Source organism: Hwanghaeella sp. 1Z406 (assembly GCF_048892425.1).
Lineage (GTDB): Bacteria > Pseudomonadota > Alphaproteobacteria > UBA8366 > Aestuariispiraceae > Pacificispira.
The window spans coordinates 36,521-55,724 of record NZ_JBLZHU010000002.1; the positions used below are offsets into that span (position 1 = coordinate 36,521).

Below are 19,204 nucleotides of genomic sequence, written 5' to 3' on the forward strand. Positions count from 1 at the left end.
ACATGCGCCGCATTTTCACACTTCTCTCTTTGCTTTTGACCTTGGCCCTTGCGCCAGGCCCGCTGGCAGCGCAATCCAGCGGCCAGCCAGTGCCCCGTATGGTCTCTATCAAGGCCTCAGAAGCAAATGCCCGAACCGGCCCCGGCGTGGATTACCCCATTCGGTGGGTCTATCATCGCATGGATATGCCGGTTCAGGTCATCGCAGAATTCGATAAGTGGCGGAAAATTCGCGATTGGGAGGGGGATGAAGGCTGGGTCCATTTCGCACTGTTAAGCTCCCGGCGGACGGTGATCGTCACGGCACCGGAAACCACCCTTCGCCGCCTGTCAGCCGCCGCGTCTCCCGCTGTCGCGCGCCTGGCCCAGGGCATGGTTGCCCGCATCGAACTGTGCGAACCCGATTGGTGCCTGGTCACTGTCGAAGGCTATGACGGCTGGCTGGACCGCAACGACGTCTGGGGCATCGATCCCGGCGAGGTGCTGCAGTAGAAGGTCCTTTAATTCGCATACTGATAAAGTATATACTTCGTCATGATCTTTTCTGACGAAGGAGCGTGCTATGCAGAAGGATTCCGTATTTACGCTAAAGCTGGAACCAGATCTACATGCAGCCTTTAAACAGGCGGCAGAGGCAACGCACCGCCCGGCATCACAAGTCGTTCGCGAGTTGATGCGCGATTTCATTGAGCAACAAAAGGAAAAGGCGGGTTACGAAGCCTATCTGGAAAGAAAGGTCTCAGCAGCACGGCAATCAGTCGCCGCTAAATCCGGAAAAACGCACACAGCGACCAATTCAGAATTCGAGAGTCGGAAGCAGGTGCTGAGAGACACGTTGGTACCTAAAAATTAATGGAGATAATTTGGACTCCAGAGGCAGAGAAAGACCGCTTGGCGGTATTTGAATACATCGCCGCTGATAATCCATCCGCCGCGATCACTTTAGATGATCGGTTGGTTGAGGTTGTTTCCAAACTGATCGATTTTCCAACAATGGGCACCCAGGGGCTCATAAGTGGCACGAGAGAACTTATCCTAGAGAAGCACTTTCGCGTGATTTATGAAGTGAACGGGACGACTGTCTGGATTTTGGCCTTAGTCCATACATCCAGACAGTGGCCACCTTTGTAACCCCTACCCAAAATCCTTCGCCAGGGCGTCGCGGGACGCGTCGGTCAGGACGGCCATGTGGCCATATTGGTCGTGGCTGAAACCGACCAGCACTTGCGCCGCCGACTTGAAGGCCGCGATCTGGGTATCGGTGAAGGGGAAATGGATGAATTGAACCGATGATGCCTTGCCGTCGGCGGTGGTGCGGTCCAGATCTTCTTCCGGGACGCCCATAACCTCATGATCGCCAAAGCGGATGAACATGGTGTTTTCCACCCCACCCAGGCGCGACAGGAAATTCTTGCGGCGGATCGGTTCATCGATTTCGAACATCACCGTGGCGGTCAGCTCCTTCCCCTTTGGAATCATCGGATTATAGGCGCGCAGTTCATCCTCAACCTGCTCGTCCCCGCCCTTTTCGATATACAGCATTTCCTGCACCTGATGCAGCATCGTGTCGTAGTTTTCGAAATAGCAGGTCGCGACCGGGCCAATTTCGATGCGGCGCATCTTCTTCAGCGCGATCAGCGCGGCATGGCGCTCTTTCCGGACCTTGATATAGTCCGGCAGGGGCAGGATATCGGCCTTGGTGATTTCCGTTTTCATCATGTATTCCATCTGTTTGCTCTGACTTTCAATTTGGTAAGCTTGGCGCTCACATCAATCCATAGGATTTTGCCAACAGAACGATCGGATGGGCGGCCAGTTCGGGTTTCGAATACTCACCCTCCCCCTCGGGCGTTTCCGGCGCGGCGGCAATGCCTTGTTCAATATGCAGACCCGCCAGAGGACATTCTGATGCGATATATTTCGCCTTGCCCTTAGATTGCATCTGCTTGAAGACCGGTTTTCCAACCTTCATGCCCACGTCGAAAGTGTCCTTCATAATCCCCCATGAACCGCCATGGCCGGAGCAACGCTCCACCGCCGCAATGCGGGTGTCGGGGATCAGGCGGGCCAGCTCAGCCCCCTTCTGGCCCATATTCTGAGCCCGCGCATGACAGGCGATATGAATGGAGATCGGACCATCCAGAGGCTGCAGCCCTTCTGCCAGACCCTTCTGTTTAGACAGCGCGACGACATATTCCGAGATATCGTGCGACGCCCCGGACAAGGCCTTCACATCCGGATCCTCTGGAACCAGCAGCGGCCATTCGAATTTCAGCATCAGGGCGCAGGACGGCACCAGAGCGATCACATCATATCCCTGATCTATATAGGGGCGCAGGGCCTTGGCGACATTTTTCGCCTTACCTGCAACGGTGCTCAGATCGCCCTGTTCCATTTGCGGCATGCCACAGCATTCCGGATAGACGACCTCGCATTCCACCCCGTTCTTGGCCAGGATTTTCATCGCAGCCTCGCCAATCTGGGGCGTGTTGTAATTGCCATAGCATGTGGCATAGATCACGGCCTTCTGGCCGGCGCCAGGACCTGTCGGATCAGCCTTCGGGAAATCCTTCGCCATATCCACCAGGGTCTTGCCCGCAAACGGCGGCAGGGCCGCGTCCTTATGAACCCCCGCGACCGATTGCATCACGCCCCGGGTCAATCCATTGCCGCGATCTGTTGCCCAATTCGCCAAGCCGGCTAAGGATGTTCCCAGCTTGCCATTGCGGTCGGTCTTGGTCAGTTGCGCTTCCAGTCCGCCGCGCAGGCCCTTCTTATTTTCCACCGCCCGATAGCGCAGCATCAGATGGGGAAAATCCAGATTGAATTCGTGCGGCGGGACATAGGGGCATTTCACCATGAAACACATGTCGCACAGGGTGCAGGCATCCACGACCGGTTTGAAATCTTTAGAATCAACCGTGTCCAACTCTTCCGACGGCGCGGCATCGATCAGGTCGAACAGCCGCGGGAAGCTGTCACACAGGTTAAAGCAGCGGCGGCAGCCATGGCAGATGTCAAACACCCGGCGCAATTCCGCATCCAGCTTTTCCTCGTCATAGAAATCCGGATCATCCCACCCGATTGGATGGCGCATTGGCGCGTCCAGACTGCCTTCCCGCATTTCCGTCTCCTGATTTCAAGACTGAATAAGAGAGCTCTTTACGAGCAAAGAGAAGAGAGGCGGTATCGGAATTTGCCGCTACCGCCCCCTTCTGACAGACACTTAGTCCATCGAGTCCAATGCTTTCTGGAAACGACCGGCGTGAGACTTTTCAGCCTTCGCCAGGGTTTCGAACCATTGGGCGATTTCGTCAAAGCCTTCTTCGCGGGCCGTGCGCGCCATGCCCGGATACATATCCGTGTATTCATGGGTTTCGCCAACGATGGCCGCTTTCAGATTCAGCGAGGTTTCGCCAATCGGCTCACCCGTTGCCGGGTCCCCGGTTTCTTCCAGATATTCCAAATGGCCATGGGCGTGGCCGGTTTCACCTTCCGCCGTTGAGCGGAAAACGGCGGCGACGTCGTTATAGCCTTCAATATCCGCCTTTTGGGCGAAATAGAGATAGCGGCGGTTTGCCTGGCTTTCGCCCGCAAACGCGTCTTTCAGATTGTTTTCGGTTTTGCTGCCTTTAAGGGACATGATCATCCTCCTGATCCGTTGAACACCGCCCAACCAAACAGAAAAGGGCAATGTACGTGGTGTACTATCCGCTAACCGCCGCAAGGGCGTCTAACGCCCCGATTACGTCGGGACACAGATATCCTAGCGCAGGGAAAACCCACGTCAACAGTTTAAAACAATTCTAAACTAGAAAATATTGGGATGATTTTGTTACGGAACGCTTACCAAACTCACGGCCGTGTCACACGGATAATGACATCAACGCGATCCATCACGGTCCCGTCGGGGGGCATGGGCAAACGACTCAATTCCACCGAATCGACGGGGATATCCACCAGTTCCCCCGCAGGCTCCACATAGAAATGATGGTGTGCATGGGTGTTGGTGTCGAAGTAAGAGCGACCAGGACCCACCACGACTTCGCGCAGCAGTCCGGATTCGGTAAATTGATGCAGCGTGTTGTAAACCGTCGCCAAAGAGACCTTCACCGTCGCCTTGCGGGCCATCCCGTGCAGATCTTCCGCCGTGATATGCTGATCGCCGCCATCAAACAGAAGTTTCGCCAAAGCCATGCGCTGGCGTGTCGGGCGCAAGCCGACCTGCTTTAACCGCAACAGGGCATCGGCATAGGGGCGCTGGACACCAGGAGTGCTTCCTGCTGCCTCTAAAGTCCCATCTGTGACAGTCTTACCGGTCTGATCGTCGGGCATCCGACAGTCTCCTTCGTGATTTGATCCTGATGTTGCATCGCAATGGATCAAATTCAACCGTAATCACAATACTCTATGCCTTTTTCTAGAACAACACCAATTCAAAGTTAGCCCAATTCTCCCTGATTTTCAGAAAAAATTCGACCAACCCCCCACAATATATCGCGATTTTTCTGATGTGATACGCTATATCGGCCCTATGACCCGACAGACCGGCAAGAAATCATCCCCCCGCAAATCCGGTGCGAAAAAGGCTGCGCCCCGGAAAGCTGCGCCTGCGCAATCGAAGCAGACAAAAACCGGAAAAAGGAAGATACCCGCCCTGCGTCGGGGGGGCGGCAGCCGGGAACCCCGGCGCTGGCCCCGCATCGTTCGGGGATTTGTGTCCCTGATCATCTGGGGACTGGTGCTGGGTGCAGGTGTCATCGGTTGGTTCGCCTGGGACATGCCCAACCCCAGCACTGTTCTGGCCCAGGACAATCGCCAGCCTGCCGTCACAATCGTCGCCTCTGATGGCGCGTCCCTGATGAAGGTTGGGGATTTATATGGACTGCGGGTCAGCCTGTCCGACTTGCCGCCCTACATGCCCCAGGCCCTGCTGGCGACGGAGGACAGGCGGTTTTATTATCATCCGGGGGTCGACCCAATCGGGGTGATCCGGGCGATTGTCAGCAACCTGCGCGCCGGGGGCGTTCGGGAAGGCGGCAGCACGCTGACGCAACAGCTTGCCAAGAATCTGTTCCTGTCGCGCGAGCGAACCTTGCGGCGCAAGGTGCAGGAAGCGTTGTTGGCCTTTTGGCTGGAGGCGCGATATGGCAAGGACAAGATCCTGGAAATTTATCTGAACCGCATCTATCTGGGGGCCGGTGCCTATGGCGTTGACGCAGCGGCCAGGCGGTATTTCGGAAAGCCTGCCGCCGCATTGAGCCTTTGGCAATCCGCCGTGCTGGCGGGACTGCCCAAGGCCCCGTCCGCCTTGAACCCCTTCCGGGCACCGGAACAATCCGCCCGCCGCGCCCGCGAAGTGCTGAATGATATGGTCAGCGCCGGGTTCATCACACAGGCCACCGCCGACGGCGCCAAACAGAGCCGTGTTGAAACTGTCGCCACCGATGCATCAGGGGCACAGACGCGCTGGCTGGCGGAATGGGCCTTTGATCGCGCCGCAGATATTCTGGGCGGTGTGGACCGCGACATCCTGGTGGAAACCACGTTGGAGCCGGACCTGCAGCGCGCCGCAGAGGCCGCTGCAACCACAATTGGCCCTCTGGCGCGCGAAAAAGGGGCGGGCGAACTGGCCTTTGTCGCAATGCGGCCGGATGGCGCGGTTTCAGCCCTATTGGGTGGGGCCAACCGGCAGAAATCCGCCTTTAACCGCGCCGTACATGGCAAACGCCAGCCGGGGTCCGTCTTTAAGCTGTTCGTCTATCTGGCTGCTTTTGAAGGGGGTCTTACCCCGGACAGTCCCATTGATGACCGTATCGCGCCGATTGAAGGCTGGACCCCGCGCAATGCCGGGGTCGGGCATCGGGGGGTGGTTAGCCTGCGGGAAGGGGTCGCACGGTCGATTAATACAGTGGCGGTGGCTGCGATGGAAACCGTCGGGCGGGGCAAAGTTGTTGATATGGCACGGCGGCTTGGCATTACTGCGCCGCTGTCCCCCGACCCTTCTCTGGCCTTGGGCGTGTATGAAGTCAGCCCGATGGAGATCGCCGGAGCCTATGCGACCCTGGCAGGTCGGGGATATGCCGCCACGCCCTATGTCGTCCGGCGTATCCGCGATGCCGCCGATGGGTCCGTAATTTATGAACGGGGCACGTCTCAGGGCGCGCGCATCCTCTCCCCCCAGATCGTCGCGATGGCCGATGATGTCTTCAGCGCCTCCGTCGCCTGGGGCACCAGCAAGGCCGCCGCCCTGCCGGACCGCCCCGCCGCTGGCAAGACGGGCACGACGCAGGACTATAAGGATGCCTGGTTTGCCGGCTATGTGCCGCAATTGGCTGCGGTCATCTGGATGGGCAACGACAATGGCAGGGCCAGCGATGGCGTCTATGGCGGCCTGTATCCCGCCCAGATGTGGCGGGCCTTTATGATGCAGGCCATGCAGGGCCAGCCGATCCAGCCCTTGAATTAAGGCTTATGCCGCCAGGGACAGGGTGAATCGCCGAATGCGCATACAGGCCTCCGCCAGTTTCTCCTGACTAGCCACAAGGCCCAGACGGATATGCCCGATTGCGCTGGGCCCGAAGGCTGTTCCGGTCATCACCCCGACATTCTCTTCATCCAGCAAACGGGCGGCATAGGTGAAATCATCCAGACCGGTTCCCCGAACATCGACCATGACAAACATCCCCGCCGCCGGATAGCGCAGCGTCAGGCCCGGAATATTGGCCAGATGCTCACAGACCAGATCGCGACGGGCACGGTAATCGGCCAACATGCTGGCCCGATCTGATTCAATCTCTCCGGTTTCATCGATCAAGGCGGCCAGTGCGGCATCCTGAATGAAGGGGGGAATGCCATACAGCGTGCAACTGGCCATATCCGTAATGATCCCGGCCAGGGTTGGATTGGCGACCATCCAACCAACGCGCCAGCCGCTCATCCGATAGGCCTTGGACATCGACCCCAGGGTCACGGTGCGATCCGCCATGCCGGGCAGCGCGCCAATCGCCACATGGGTCGCATCATAAACGAAATCCGCATACACCTCGTCCGAAACCACCCACAGGTCATGCTTCTTGGCCAGATCCGCAATCGCTTCCAGCACCGCTTTGGGATAAATCGCGCCGGTCGGATTATTCGGGCTGTTCAACAGAATGACGCGGCTATTGGGCGTGATCGCCGCGGCAATTCTCTCAGGATCTACAACAAAATCTGCTTCTGGATCACAGGGTACGGTGACCATGGTTGCCCCCCCGGCACGACAGACGCCAGGATAGGTGGCATAATAGGGTTCGGGGACAATGACCTCATCCCCCACGCCAGCCAGACAGACCAGCACGGAATACAGGGCATTCTGGGCACCCGCCAGGATACAGCAACTGTCAGGCGTGACCCTTTGACCCGTCAGCGCAAGATGACGTGCCGCCACGGCGGCCTTTAGGGCATCCGACCCGGTCAGGGGTGAATAGTGATGCCGCCCCGCATCCAGGGCCTGTTTCGCAGCGGCGACAATGGCAGGCGGCGTTGTGGCAGAGCGTTCTTCGCCCGCTGACAGGACGATCACAGGTTCCCCCGCCGCTTCCTTGACCCAGGCACGCCGATGGATTTCCCAGGCATCGTCGCCCATGCCACCAAACCGTTTCGCATTGTCTGAATACCGCATGCAATCCTCCGATTTTAACCGGCGCACAATCTGTCAATTCACCGACCGGGGCAAGTCCAGTCCGTCACGTTCCCGCCCGGATGGCAGGCGGGAGTCGGGATTCAGAACAAAGCTGGTGATATCCCTGATCACCAGATCCGCATTCAAATCCCGGATCAACATATGATAGCCCGTATCATACAATGCCAATCGCCACCCTGCCCCCGGTGTCAGGCGGGAAACCGCCCCCTGCCAGGCCGTATCGGGCAGGATATCCTCATTCAATCCATACAACAGCAGGACATTATCCCCCAATTGGGGAATCCCGGCATAAGCGCTGTCCATCAGGTCCACCAGACCGTGGATCGCATCGATTCTGGTGCGCCGGATCATCATCGGGTCCCGCGCCAGCGCCCGCAGCATGGGAATATTGTCCGACGGGGTCCGGCGAATTTGGGGCGCGACCTCCAGCCAGGGCAGGGTATAGGACATCGCCCATAGCGGCCAACGCTGCCACCAGGGCATAACGGCACGGCCCCATACTGCCGGGGCGGACAGGATCGTGCGGTCCACATCGGGATGGGGCAGGCTGTCGGAGGTAATCGCGGTCAGTGCCACCGCGCCCCCCATGCTTTCCCCCAGCACCGCAATGGGAACTTTGGGATATCGTGCCCGCAGGATTTGTGTTGCGCTGGCAAGGTCGCTGACCATCGCGTCTGTTCCATGCCACAGGCCGCGTCCTTCGGTCGCACCAAAGCCCCGTTGGTCATAGGCATAAACGGCAATCCCGGCCTTGGCCCAGATCGGGGCGGCCTTGGCAAAGGCATGAGAATAATCGTTGAAGCCATGCAGCGCGACCAGAACCGCCTGAACCGGTCCATCCTGTGGCAGGGTTTCCAGCACCGGCAGGCGATACCCATCGGCCATAATGAAGGCATCATTTGCCAGTCTGGGGGTTTCAATCAGGGGCCCCAACCCCTCAACGCGTGGCGCGCAGGCTGAGACCAGGATCGCCAACAGGATAAAGCAGAGGCCGCGCAGGATCATCTGCCGCCCCGGTGTCAGTCGTGTTTGGTCAGTTGCAGGAAGATATCTTCCAGGTCAGTCTCTTCGGTCGACAGGTCCAGAATATGCAAATTGGCCTCAGTCACAGCAGAAATGATCTGTCCCGCCGTCATGGCGGACGGGCGATAGGCGACCGTCATGACGGTTGGTCCGTCACTGGTCCCGTCCTGTGGGTGGATCGTTGCCCCCATCTGCGCCAGTTTTTCCGGCACGATGGCCAGGGTTTCGCGGACCGTGACGCGCACGGTCTTGGCATCCAGCCGTCCCAGCAGACTGCGGGTGTCATCATTGGCAACCAATTTGCCCTGATTGATGATACCGATATGATCGCACAGTTCTTCCGCCTCTTCCAGATAATGGGTGGTCAGGACCACGGTCGTGCCGCGCTTGTTCAAGGCGACGACATTTTCCCAAAGCTGGCGGCGCAATTCGATATCGACCCCGGCGGTCGGCTCATCCAACACCAGAACCGGCGGATTATGAACCAGCGCCTTGCCGATCAGAAGACGACGGCGCATGCCGCCCGACAGGGTGCGCGCATAAGCATCACGCTTATCTGCCAGCCCAATCATATCCAGGATTTCCTTGGTCCGTCGTTCCCCCTTTGGAACGCCATACAGCCCCGCCTGCACATCCAGCATTTCTTCTGGTGTGAAGAAGGGGTCGATATTCAATTCCTGCGGCACGACACCAATGGACGCCTTGGCCATGCGCGGATTATCTGTCACATCATAGCCCCAGATCCGGGCGCTGCCGGACGTTTTCGTCACCAGGCCAGCCAGTATATTGATAAAGGTCGATTTACCGGCCCCATTTGGCCCCAGCAACCCAAACAGGCTGCCGCGCGGGATTTGCAGATCGATATGATCCAGCGCCAATTTGTCCTGTGACTTGCCCTGTCCGCGATAGACCTTCGTCAGACCCTTGGCATCAATCGCCAGGTCGGGGTCGGTCGATGTGGCGGCATCGACATGCATATGGGTGTCTAGCGGCATGGATATCCCTTTCAGCTTCAGTCTGGACCGGGTCGGCCCGCCCTGTGCTGTTGCACCCCATTTACACATTCGCCCCATTTACACTTGCACGGGGGGGCGTGGCTGGGTCATAACGAAACAACGGGCGGGATGGTCGGCCTGCGCCCTTAGATAGGCCTACAGGCCGATTGGGGCAAGCACCGACATTACCGGCCTGACGCAAATGGACTTTTGGTTTGGGGTCTCCCGGCCTCTTACTCGTGCTCTTAGGATAGAGGATGCATCGCACCATGCCAGCGCCTTCGATCAATGAACCTGAAACCGAAATCGTCGAAACCAGCCGCGTCAGTTGCGACGGCGGCGGCGGTGCCCTGGGCCACCCCAAGGTCTATATGCAGATCGGCCAGGAACGCTATGTCGAATGCGGCTATTGCGACAAAAAATTTGTGCTGAAAGACGGTGTCCCGCTGGGCGGCCATCACTGAGCATCATGCGTTCGCATGCGCTCACACAAGATGCTCTATGCCAGACCGACAACGGCCAAACAAAAACCCCCGCGACCAGTCAGCCGCGGGGGTTTTTTTATGGGACTTTCCCCAGTCTTAGACGTGCTGATTCAACCAGTCCTGCAGGGCGCTTTTCGGGGCGGCGCCGACTTTCGTGCCAATCACCTGACCATCCTTGAACAACATCAGGGTCGGAATCCCGCGCACGCCATATTTCGTCGGCGTTTGGGGGTTTTCATCGATATTCAGCTTTGCAATCGTCAGCTTGCCATTCATATCAGCGGAAATTTCATCCAGCGCCGGGGCAATGGATTTGCACGGCCCGCACCATTCCGCCCAATAGTCCACCAGGACCGGGCCGTCCGCCTGCAACACCTTGCTTTCAAATTCGTCGTCAGAAACTTTGACCGTGCTCATACTGCGTCTCCTTATTCCCGTCGCGGACTTTTCCCAGAATGGGAGCGTCGGCGGGACGGACAGTTACGGGTTAACTTTGTGCATCTCATTTATGCTCAGGGTGAATCTAAGCAGGGGCCGGGTTGGAATCAAGCGACGCGATCAAGAACCGCGTCGGGCAATGCGACCAGACGCGGTGTTTCCGTGAAAACCAGCGCGCATTGCACCGCACGGTCTGGATAGATTTGCCGTAAAATAGCCCGATATCCCGCCATTTGTGCCAGGTAGGCACGAGGTACCGCACTGGCCTCCGTCGGGGCGGGCCGCAGCGTTTTATAGTCCACGACAAGGATCTCGTTCCTGGCGATCAACAGTCGATCCACCTGTCCAGAAACCGCAAACGGGCCCAGTGATTCGCCAGACTGTAACACAAGCCCCGCCAAAGGCACCTCCGCGCGACTGTCTGGCCCGAATAAGGGCGCGAAGGCGGCATGGCGCAAAACACCATCGGTTTCCCGCCACAGGGCGGATTGTTCTTCTTCTGTCAAACCATGGGCCGGCAGGGCCAGATACCGCATTGCCGCCTGTTCGCGATCCACTACCGGCAGATCGGGCAGGGTCTGCAAAAGACGGTGAATCAGCTTTCCCCGCTTGAAGCGCAAGGGATCATCATCCCGCAAGGGGGAGCGTACAGCCGGATCAAGGAGTCCAGGTCGACTGGGCGTCAGCGGGCGCGGTGGGGCCGGTTCTTCCGGTGGCGCGGCCGTCAGCCAGCGGGGCACAGTTTTGTCCATCAGATCCAGACGATCTGGTTTCTTGTCAGTCTCTGTGCCGGGATTGCCGGTTTCATACAATTGGATATCACCGGTCCAGCCCCCAATCGCAGTGCCATCAGCATCCGCACCCGATGGCAGGAAGGGAACTTCCACCGTGCCGTCCAGGCGCTCCAACCCGCTTTTCACCAGCGCATGCCAGTTCCCCTCTGGCGGGGTGGTTCGGGGCAAACGCCCGGTCACGATCAACCGATCCTCCGCCCGGGTCATGGCGACATATAGAAGTCGGCGGTATTCGCGTTCCGTCGCGGCCTTTTCTGCCTCCTTCAGGGACGCTGCCACCGGTTCCTCATAGCGTGAAGAGGGTGTCCAGATCGGCAGATTCACCCCACTGTCATGGGACAGCCAGCGCAGGGGCGTGCCCCGTGCCCCGCTTTTCGTCATGGCGTCGGGCAGGATCACGATGGGGGCCTGTAGCCCCTTTGCGCCATGCACCGTCATAATGCGAACCTCGTCACGGGCCTCCGTCTCCAGATCCCGCTTCAAATCCGTATTGCCCCGGGCAAACCAGGCCAGAAACCCCTCAAGAGATGGCGTATTGGTGCGGTCATGGTCCAGGGTCAGGGTCAGGAATTCTTCCAGCGGGTCTTCAACCTCCGTCCCCAATCGCGCGACCAGGGCCTGACGCCCGGTAAAGGATTGACTGTCCGTCGCCATTTTTCCAGGGCCGGGGCAGGGGGAAATCAGGGCGCGCTGAAACAATTCATAGGGGGCCAGCCGGTCGGTGGCATCCAGTAATCCGTCAAACCAGCGCGCGGCGGCTGCAAAGCGTGGATTTTGGGCTTTCAGTGCCGAAAGCCGTTGCCACAGGCTTTGCGCGCCGCGATCCGTGGCCAGGTGAAACAGGTCGTCATCATCCATCCCGACAAAGGGCGATTTCAGCAAACAGGCGAAGGTCAGGTCATCCTGGGGCAACAGCAAGGCGCGGGCCAGCGCCAGCAGGTCCATCACCGCGATCTGTTCCGTCAGGGTAATCCGATCCACCCCGGCGACCGGAATGCTGCGGCGTTTCAATTCCCGCACCAGCGCATCGATCAGAACCGTTCGGCGCTGGACCAGGAACAGGATGTCCCCGGCGCGGATCGGTCGCCCCTTTGCAGGCAGGATTTCCTTGTTCCGAATCCAGCCACTGATGGTTTCTGCCAAACCTTCCGCCAGGGTCTGGGTGGCATCTGCGGAACTGCCGCCTTCCAGGCTGGGAATGGTGAACAGATCATCCTCTTGCGCTTCGGGTGGGACCGTGGGGGGCCAGACCTCGACCCGACCCTGCAAACCGGCACGAAAGGCATGGTGCTTCAACGCCGGTTCATCTGGTTCCACGACACCATCACGGGCGGGCATTTCGGCAAAGGTTGAATCTACAACGTCCAGAACGGCCTGGACGGAGCGGAAAGAGATATCCATCGGCACCCGGCGAATGTCCTGCCCACCTGCCTGGGCGCTGTTTGTCAGACTGTCGCGCCACTGGCGATAGCCTTCGGGATCAGCCCCCTGAAAGCTGTATATGGATTGTTTCGCATCCCCAACGACGAACAGGGTGCGGGCCTGTTCCGCACGCCCCTGGCCGGAAAAAAATTCCGTGACCAGCGCGTCAATGATCGCGCGCTGATCGGCGCTGGTATCCTGTGCCTCATCAATCAACATATGGGTCAGGCCGCCATCCAGTTTGAACAGCACCCAGGGCACCGTTTCCTTGGTCAGCAGACGCCCCGTCAGATGAATAAGATCATCATAATCCAGCCGCGCCGTCGCCCGTTTGTTGGCCTCATAGGCCCGCAGCACCGCTTCACCCAACCGCAACAGACCCTCGCTGGCGCGCGCCGTGGCCTGGCGGCGCAGGCGTTGATCGACCGCCAGCAGCCGGTCCTGTTCGGCCATCAGCACATCAGGCGTGGCCGGGCTGTTTTCGGCCACGGCCTTCACACATAAGGTCTTTAAGGGCTCGTACTTTCTGGTCAGATAGGCACCGATATAGCGATCAAATGTTGCAATCCGCGTTTCGCGACCCCCGGCCAGCCAGGCTGCGATAATGCGCCCTTTTTCCTGATTTGGACCGGTGCCAAAATCCAGCAGAGCCGTCGCGGCCAGTCGCAATGCCGCTTCGTCTGCCACGCCCGGTGCACAGGCGTCCGCGATCACCTGATCTTCATCCAGACCCGGTTCTGCGCCCAAGGCCTGATGCAGGGCCGCAATTGCCCCATCCAACCCGCCAACGCGCCGCAGGGCATCCGGCGCCAGCCAGGCGCGATGTCTGGACAGCCCCGCCATCAGATCGGAGAATGTGCCTTCTGCCGCCCGCGCCGTCACCGCCGTCAACGCGGCATTCAAGGTCGCATTACCCTCTGCAGCGCCCAACACGGTATCGCGCGCCAGTTCCATCGCTTCCGCCGCCTGGCGCTCATCCATCGCCTCAAAATTCGGTGCGACGCGGGCCTCCAGCGGGAAGCGGCCCAGAACCGACTGGCAGAAACTGTGAATGGTGCGGATGCGCAATCCGCCTGGAAGATCCAACACCTGGGCAAACAGGCGTCGGGCCCGCGCCAGTTTCTGCGGTGTCACTGTGCCACCATCCAGATTGCGGATTGCGGTGCTCAACGCCCCTTCATCCATGCGAGTCCATTTTGACAATTCACGGTGAATGCGGTTCGCCATTTCTGCGGCGGCGGCCTTTGTGAAGGTGACACACAACAATCCATCCGGCTTGGCCCCATCGACCAACAGGGCCAGAACCCGGTCGGTCAGAACCTTTGTCTTGCCACTGCCAGCGCTGGCCGCAACCCAGACGCTGGATTTCGGATCCGCCGCACGGCGTTGGGTCAGATTGGGATCGGGCCTTGGGTCTGTCATGACTCACCCCCGTCCGCATCGCCACCCAGCGACCATTCCTTAATACGGGCCAGATGCGCATAATCGTTAAAGCGCGGGGCCTCCCCCGGGCGCGGCACAGACGGATAGGCCGTGTCTGGATCATCATAGGCCGCGATCAGCGCGGTCAGCTTGTCGCGCACCAATTGGGCCAATTCATCAGGATCAGCCGCATCATTGATCTGAATCGATCCCGCCGGTTCGCCCCCACTTAGCTTCCAATAGGCCAATTCAACAATGGGACCTGGCGGAATGTCCAGAAACCCCCTGTTCTTCAATATTGCAGCCTCCAAGGGCAATTGCGGGGCTGTCAGGGCCCCTACGGCCTTTTTGTTGGGCATGGTGCCGGTCTTGTAATCCAGAATGGCATAACCGCCATCGCGATACCGGTCGATGCGATCCGCTTCGGCTGTCAGCAGGAACGGGCCAGCAGGGGCTGCGATTTCAATCTTCCCGCTGATCTCTGTATAGCTTTGCGCCAGTCTCGGGCGTCTTGCTGCTTCCTGAGCCAGGAACCATACCGCGATCCGCTCAAACCGTGGCCACCAGAAGGCCCGCACAGTGGGGCGTGCCAATGCCTCCTGCCCAAAGACGTCTCGTCCAATCTCTATTAGCCGGGCGACGGCATCAGGGGGCAAATGATCAGGATAATCGCGGGTGAACCGGTCCAGCGCCAAATGGATCATGTTTCCCTTATCCGCCGCGCCCAGATCACTTTCCAACGGGTCCAGCACATCCAATTTCAAGATGCGACTGGCAAAGATCGAATACGGGTCGCGCATCAGCGTTTCAATGCGCGTCGCCGACAGCCTGCGGGGGCGCTTGTCAACGGGGGGACGTGGTGCGGGCGGCTGCAACATCGGCAGGCGATCCCGGCTGTCCAGATGACGTTGCCAGTCCATACGCTGCTGGCTGTCCGTGTTATTCTTGGGCAGGATAGGATCCAGACCCAGCCGCTCCGTCACCGTTGCCAAACGCTCCAACCAGCGGGCAGGCACCGTCTGTTGCCCCCCGGTCTTTTCTGACCGCAGCAGAACAACCTCTGGCGCAGCGAAGGCCTGGGCGAAGTCATGCGCCGACAGACCAATGCGCCGTTCATGCGGGGGCAGGCCAAAGGCACTGCGCATCGCACGCGACATCCAGGGATCATCCCCCGGTTCCGGCGGCCATACCCCTTCGTTCAATCCTGCCAGGATCAGGCGATCAGCGTGCTGCAAACGGGCTTCCAGCGGTCCCAGAATGGCCAGTCTGGGATGCGCGCCATAGCGTGGGCGCACCGTTTTGCCTGCCATCAGCGCATCGATCAGGGCGACATAATCCCCTGGACCAACCGCACCCAACAGGGGGGCGGCGGGCATCAGGTCGGCGATGAAATCAGCCAGCATCTCCCCATCTTCACCGCGCCACAGGGCATCAGCACCGGGGCTATCCTGTGTCGCAGCCAGCGCCTCTGCGGCCTGGATATGGGCGGTCAGCAGATCATCAAAACCGATGTCACCCCCCGCCATCAGGGCCAGCAGGGGCTGCAGGGCGGCTTCAATCGCATCCACGGTTCCCAGCGCCGCTTGAATGGACTCCTCACTGGGCGGCTTGCGGGTTTCCTGGCGTCGTGCCGCCAGGGCCCGACGCAGGCCCTGTGGCCCACCTGCAGGCTTTGGCCCGCGCAATCCAGTGACTTCCAGATGCCGCACCGCCTTGCGCAAATCCCCGGGCCGCCCGCCCAATGCCGCCATCGGATGCTTTAACAGGGCCAACAGGGCGACCGGGGCCAATCGCTTCTGAACCGCCTCTGCCGTCAGGACGAAAAACCGACCCGCCTCCGTCTGAGCCAGCGGGCGGCCAGCGGAATCATCAATCTGAATCCCCCAGCGATCCAATTGCGCCGCCACCCGACGGGCCAGAATGCGATCCGGTGTCACCAGGGCTGCGGTCTTGCCGGGGGTTTCCAAAACCTCCCGCAGGCATTGCGCGGCCATTTCCGCCTCTGCCGATTGCGATGGGGCAGCCAGCCATTGCACATCCGCGAAGGCCGATTCATCCAACCCGCCGGACTCCGCCAAGCCACGCCAGCGCTCCGTCGTTGACGCCGGGCGCAAAGCCTCCGCGATCAACCGCACCCGGGCCGTCCGATCCGGACCGGTGCCCGCATCGGGCCAATCCAGCACATCCGCACGGGTTACCTCCAGCTTCTGTAACAGCACGGCCATACCATGCTGGGGATGGGTCGCATCTTCGACGACTGCGCCCCAATCCTCTTGGGCAAGAACCCGATCCAAACCGGGCAGAACGACCATGCCCTGGGGCAAATTGGCAACCGTTGCAATCAGATGCGCTGTAGCGGGAATGGACCCTGTCGATCCTGCGGCAATGACTGGATGGGTCGGCGGGGATTCGCGCCACAATTCCGCCTGGGACAACAGCAGGCGATTGCGACGCTCTGCCGGATCCATCAGGCCGCTTTCCGCCAGATGCGCGGGCCATGCCGTGCGGATGATGTTCAGGAAATCCAGCGTCACACCCCAATGGTCGGCATATAGTTCGGGCACCAGCCCATCCAGCCGATCCAGGCTTAACCCCTCCGTCTGAACCTGATCCAACAGCCGCCCCAATTCGCGGGCCAGAAGCAGCGCCTGATCCGGGCCGATCGGGTCCAGCGCCGGGTCCGATTTGGCCTGCTGGTTGCGCTGTGCCTTTACCAGACCAGTCAACAGTAACAGGCGCTCTGTTTCAGATATCGCCGGGGGCAGATCGGTCAGTTCCGCCAGGGCACCAGCGGCGGAACCAGGGGCGGTCAGGACCAGTTCTTCCTCATCCACGTCGCCAACGGGCTGCATCCGGGGCAACAGCATCGCCTTGCCATCCGCCTGACGCAGGAACGCTTCGCGCAGCGACCGACAGGCCCGGCGCGTCGGCAGCAGAACCAGCATATCAGACAAAGCCAGGGGATCGTCGCCTGCCTGGGCCAGAAGACCCAGCGCCAAGGCGTCCACGAAAGCCCGATCGGGCGCGATTGTGTACAGCGATTGGTGTTTCACAGGTAAAAGACTACCGGGACTCGCAGGACCGCAACAAGCATCATCTGGTGTTGGATTTGGTGTGCCCGCGCGCGATTACCCATTGGGTCTCCTGCAAGGCCTGTGGCGTGCCGATATGATACCATTCCCCATCATGAACCAGCCCATATAATCGGCCTGCCTGTTCCGCCCTGTCGAAAACCCAGTTCAAGGAAAACGATCCTTCAGGTGCGCCTTCGAACATACCAGGCGTCATCACCGACACTCCGGCATAAAGATAGGGCACAACGGCCTGTTCAACACGGCGTGCCGCCACCCCCATCTGATCCAGCGTATAATCACCAACGCCCGTGTAATCCCCCGCCGCCGTTGTCACCGGATGCAGCAGCAACAGCACATCCATTATGTCTGGATCAAAAGCTTTAGCCATGCGTGCAACAGCAGGGGTCGGGCCATCCAGCCAGACGATATCAGCATTCGCCGTGATAAAAGGGGCAGACCCCAAGGCTGAAAGCGCCTTTTTCACGCCGCCGCCTGTTTCCAGAATGACCTCTTCCGGGGACAGCGTGACGTCGGGCTGATCCTTGAAATGGGCCGCGATCTGATCGCCCAGATAGTGGCTGTTCACCACAAACCGCGTCAGGCCGCCCGCCCGCAACCGCGCCATCGTCCAATCGATCAGAGGCGACCCGCACAGCTCAACCAGGGGCTTTGGCCGGGTTTCTGTCAGGGGACGCATGCGCTTCCCAAACCCAGCGGCCAATATCATTGCGGTCGTGATTGCGGGGGACACTGGCGGGGTCATTTCAGGGTCCTTGGCTGGCTGTCTGGCGCGATGCGCAGGTCCGGCGGGAAATGCAGATCATACCAGGATTTCAAATCCCGCAGCATCGGATGGGATAGCCCCCCATCCAGCCAACGCCAGGTACGCGGTATATGGCGCAGATAGCCGGGCTTGCCATCCCGTCGATCCAGCCGCGTGAAAATCCCGACGATCTTGGTCGCCCGTTGCGCCCCCATCACGGCATAGGACAGCGCCAAGGCCTCCGGGGGCAAGGCCGGGAAGGCCTGAAAATAGCGCCGCATCAGCGCTTTCGCCATGTCCAGCGGTACATCCCGTCTGGCATCTTCAAGCAGGGAGACCAGATCATAACTGATCGGCCCAATGACCGCGTCCTGGAAATCCAGAAGACCGCATGCGGCAACCCCGTCACGATCCGGCAGATGGACCAGATTATCGACGTGATAATCCCGCAGGACCAGACTGGACGGCACGGCGAAAGCATGGGCCAAGGCATTGCGCCACAATCCCTGAAACAGGACCCGTTCGGATTCCGGACAGGGATGTCCCTTCACCGCCGGCCAGAAGTAATCGATCAGAAGCGTCGCTTCCGACATCATTTTATCAATCGTGTAGGGGGGCACCTGATCGCGCACCGGAAATGTCTGGTGCAAATGGATCAGGGTTTCCAGCGCCAGGGCATACAGCGCCGCTTCGTCCCCACCCCGCGCCAGCACGCGGGTATAGGTATCATCCCCCAAATCTTCCAACAGCAAAAAGCCTTGATCCGCATCTTGTGCCAGGATTTCCGGGGCGCTGAGCCCCAAATCACGCAGGATCTGCGCCACCGTCACAAAGGGTCGCGTGTCTTCCTTATCGGGCGGGGCGTCCATCAGCACCGCCTGCCTGTCGGAAAGCCGGACACGTTCATACCGCCGAAAAGAGGCATCATCGGCCAATGTATCATGGGCCGCACCGGACCAGCCCGCAGTTGCCAGAAACGCGTCAATCTGTTGAGGGCGATCGCCTGTCATAAATCCCAATTCCAATATGAAACCATAGCGTTAGAGGAGATTCTCCGCAAAGGCGAGTGTGATTTTCCGGCACATTTCGACGTCAGAACACTTGA

Annotated in this window: 17 protein-coding genes; 5 read left to right on the top strand and 12 right to left on the bottom strand. The window is 59.7% G+C overall.

The annotated features are described in order from the left end of the window. The first annotated feature begins 2 nt into the window (after positions 1 to 2). From ACOSDR_RS04500 to ACOSDR_RS04510, 3 genes are all read left to right on the top strand, one after another. Positions 3 to 491, top strand: coding sequence for an SH3 domain-containing protein (locus ACOSDR_RS04500; RefSeq protein WP_420723367.1), 489 nt, complete (start codon positions 3 to 5; stop codon positions 489 to 491). 70 nt (positions 492 to 561) lie between these two features. Next, a complete protein-coding gene (locus ACOSDR_RS04505) occupies positions 562 to 852 on the top strand; it encodes an antitoxin of toxin-antitoxin stability system (RefSeq protein WP_420723366.1) in 291 nt (96 codons plus the stop codon). Continuing rightward, the gene (locus ACOSDR_RS04510; protein WP_420723365.1) at positions 852 to 1,130 is read left to right on the top strand and encodes a type II toxin-antitoxin system RelE/ParE family toxin; all 279 of its coding nucleotides are present in this window, start codon (positions 852 to 854) and stop codon (positions 1,128 to 1,130) included. The genes ACOSDR_RS04505 and ACOSDR_RS04510 overlap by 1 nt, the downstream gene beginning before the upstream one ends. Positions 1,131 to 1,133: 3 nt before the next feature. On the opposite strand, the gene ACOSDR_RS04515 is transcribed toward ACOSDR_RS04510, so the two are convergent. The 4 genes from ACOSDR_RS04515 to irrA all read right to left on the bottom strand — a co-directional run bounded on the left by ACOSDR_RS04515 (position 1,134) and on the right by irrA (position 4,334). Beyond that, positions 1,134 to 1,718, bottom strand: a complete 585-nt coding sequence (locus ACOSDR_RS04515) for a DUF3501 family protein (protein ID WP_420723364.1) — start codon at positions 1,716 to 1,718, stop codon at positions 1,134 to 1,136. A gap of 46 nt (positions 1,719 to 1,764) precedes the next feature. Next, positions 1,765 to 3,123 carry a (Fe-S)-binding protein gene (locus ACOSDR_RS04520; protein ID WP_420730508.1) on the bottom strand — a complete coding sequence of 453 codons (1,359 nt, stop codon included), beginning with the start codon at positions 3,121 to 3,123 and terminating at the stop codon, positions 1,765 to 1,767. Between the two features lie 102 nt (positions 3,124 to 3,225). Continuing rightward, positions 3,226 to 3,645: a rubrerythrin family protein gene (locus ACOSDR_RS04525; RefSeq protein ID WP_420723637.1), complete on the bottom strand. Its 420-nt coding sequence runs from the start codon at positions 3,643 to 3,645 to the stop codon at positions 3,226 to 3,228. A gap of 209 nt (positions 3,646 to 3,854) precedes the next feature. Then, positions 3,855 to 4,334, bottom strand: coding sequence for an iron response transcriptional regulator IrrA (gene irrA, locus ACOSDR_RS04530; RefSeq protein WP_420730509.1), 480 nt, complete (start codon positions 4,332 to 4,334; stop codon positions 3,855 to 3,857). Between the two features lie 199 nt (positions 4,335 to 4,533). Here irrA and ACOSDR_RS04535 point away from each other — a divergent pair, with 199 nt between their 5' ends. After that, the gene (locus ACOSDR_RS04535; protein WP_420730510.1) at positions 4,534 to 6,468 is read left to right on the top strand and encodes a transglycosylase domain-containing protein; all 1,935 of its coding nucleotides are present in this window, start codon (positions 4,534 to 4,536) and stop codon (positions 6,466 to 6,468) included. 3 nt (positions 6,469 to 6,471) lie between these two features. Here the strand turns inward: ACOSDR_RS04535 and ACOSDR_RS04540 are convergent, their stop codons facing one another. The 3 genes from ACOSDR_RS04540 to ACOSDR_RS04550 are packed head-to-tail and all read right to left on the bottom strand — an operon-like array spanning position 6,472 to position 9,701. Next, positions 6,472 to 7,662 (bottom strand): pyridoxal phosphate-dependent aminotransferase, encoded by a 1,191-nt coding sequence (locus ACOSDR_RS04540; RefSeq protein WP_420723360.1) that lies wholly within the window; start codon positions 7,660 to 7,662, stop codon positions 6,472 to 6,474. Between the two features lie 33 nt (positions 7,663 to 7,695). After that, positions 7,696 to 8,688 (bottom strand): lysophospholipase, encoded by a 993-nt coding sequence (locus ACOSDR_RS04545; protein WP_420730511.1) that lies wholly within the window; start codon positions 8,686 to 8,688, stop codon positions 7,696 to 7,698. 14 nt (positions 8,689 to 8,702) lie between these two features. Continuing rightward, positions 8,703 to 9,701 carry an ABC transporter ATP-binding protein gene (locus ACOSDR_RS04550; protein ID WP_420723358.1) on the bottom strand — a complete coding sequence of 333 codons (999 nt, stop codon included), beginning with the start codon at positions 9,699 to 9,701 and terminating at the stop codon, positions 8,703 to 8,705. Between the two features lie 269 nt (positions 9,702 to 9,970). Here ACOSDR_RS04550 and ACOSDR_RS04555 point away from each other — a divergent pair, with 269 nt between their 5' ends. Then, positions 9,971 to 10,165, top strand: coding sequence for a zinc-finger domain-containing protein (locus ACOSDR_RS04555; RefSeq protein ID WP_420730512.1), 195 nt, complete (start codon positions 9,971 to 9,973; stop codon positions 10,163 to 10,165). Positions 10,166 to 10,282: 117 nt separating this feature from the next. Here ACOSDR_RS04555 and trxA read toward each other — a convergent pair whose 3' ends face one another. The 5 genes from trxA to ACOSDR_RS04580 all read right to left on the bottom strand — a co-directional run bounded on the left by trxA (position 10,283) and on the right by ACOSDR_RS04580 (position 19,109). After that, the gene (gene trxA, locus ACOSDR_RS04560; RefSeq protein WP_420730513.1) at positions 10,283 to 10,603 is read right to left on the bottom strand and encodes a thioredoxin TrxA; all 321 of its coding nucleotides are present in this window, start codon (positions 10,601 to 10,603) and stop codon (positions 10,283 to 10,285) included. A 128-nt stretch (positions 10,604 to 10,731) separates the two neighbouring features. Then, complete coding sequence (gene addA / locus ACOSDR_RS04565; protein WP_420730514.1) at positions 10,732 to 14,262, bottom strand: double-strand break repair helicase AddA; 3,531 nt, start codon at positions 14,260 to 14,262, stop codon at positions 10,732 to 10,734. Further along, on the bottom strand, positions 14,259 to 17,315 hold the full coding sequence (gene addB, locus ACOSDR_RS04570; protein ID WP_420730515.1) for a double-strand break repair protein AddB: 3,057 nt from the start codon (positions 17,313 to 17,315) through the stop codon (positions 14,259 to 14,261). The genes addA and addB overlap by 4 nt, the downstream gene beginning before the upstream one ends. A gap of 40 nt (positions 17,316 to 17,355) precedes the next feature. Continuing rightward, positions 17,356 to 18,099 (bottom strand): nucleotidyltransferase family protein, encoded by a 744-nt coding sequence (locus tag ACOSDR_RS04575; RefSeq protein ID WP_420730516.1) that lies wholly within the window; start codon positions 18,097 to 18,099, stop codon positions 17,356 to 17,358. Further along, positions 18,096 to 19,109 carry an aminoglycoside phosphotransferase family protein gene (locus tag ACOSDR_RS04580; protein WP_420730517.1) on the bottom strand — a complete coding sequence of 338 codons (1,014 nt, stop codon included), beginning with the start codon at positions 19,107 to 19,109 and terminating at the stop codon, positions 18,096 to 18,098. Before ACOSDR_RS04580 ends, ACOSDR_RS04575 begins: the two co-directional genes overlap by 4 nt. Positions 19,110 to 19,204: the final 95 nt, after the last annotated feature.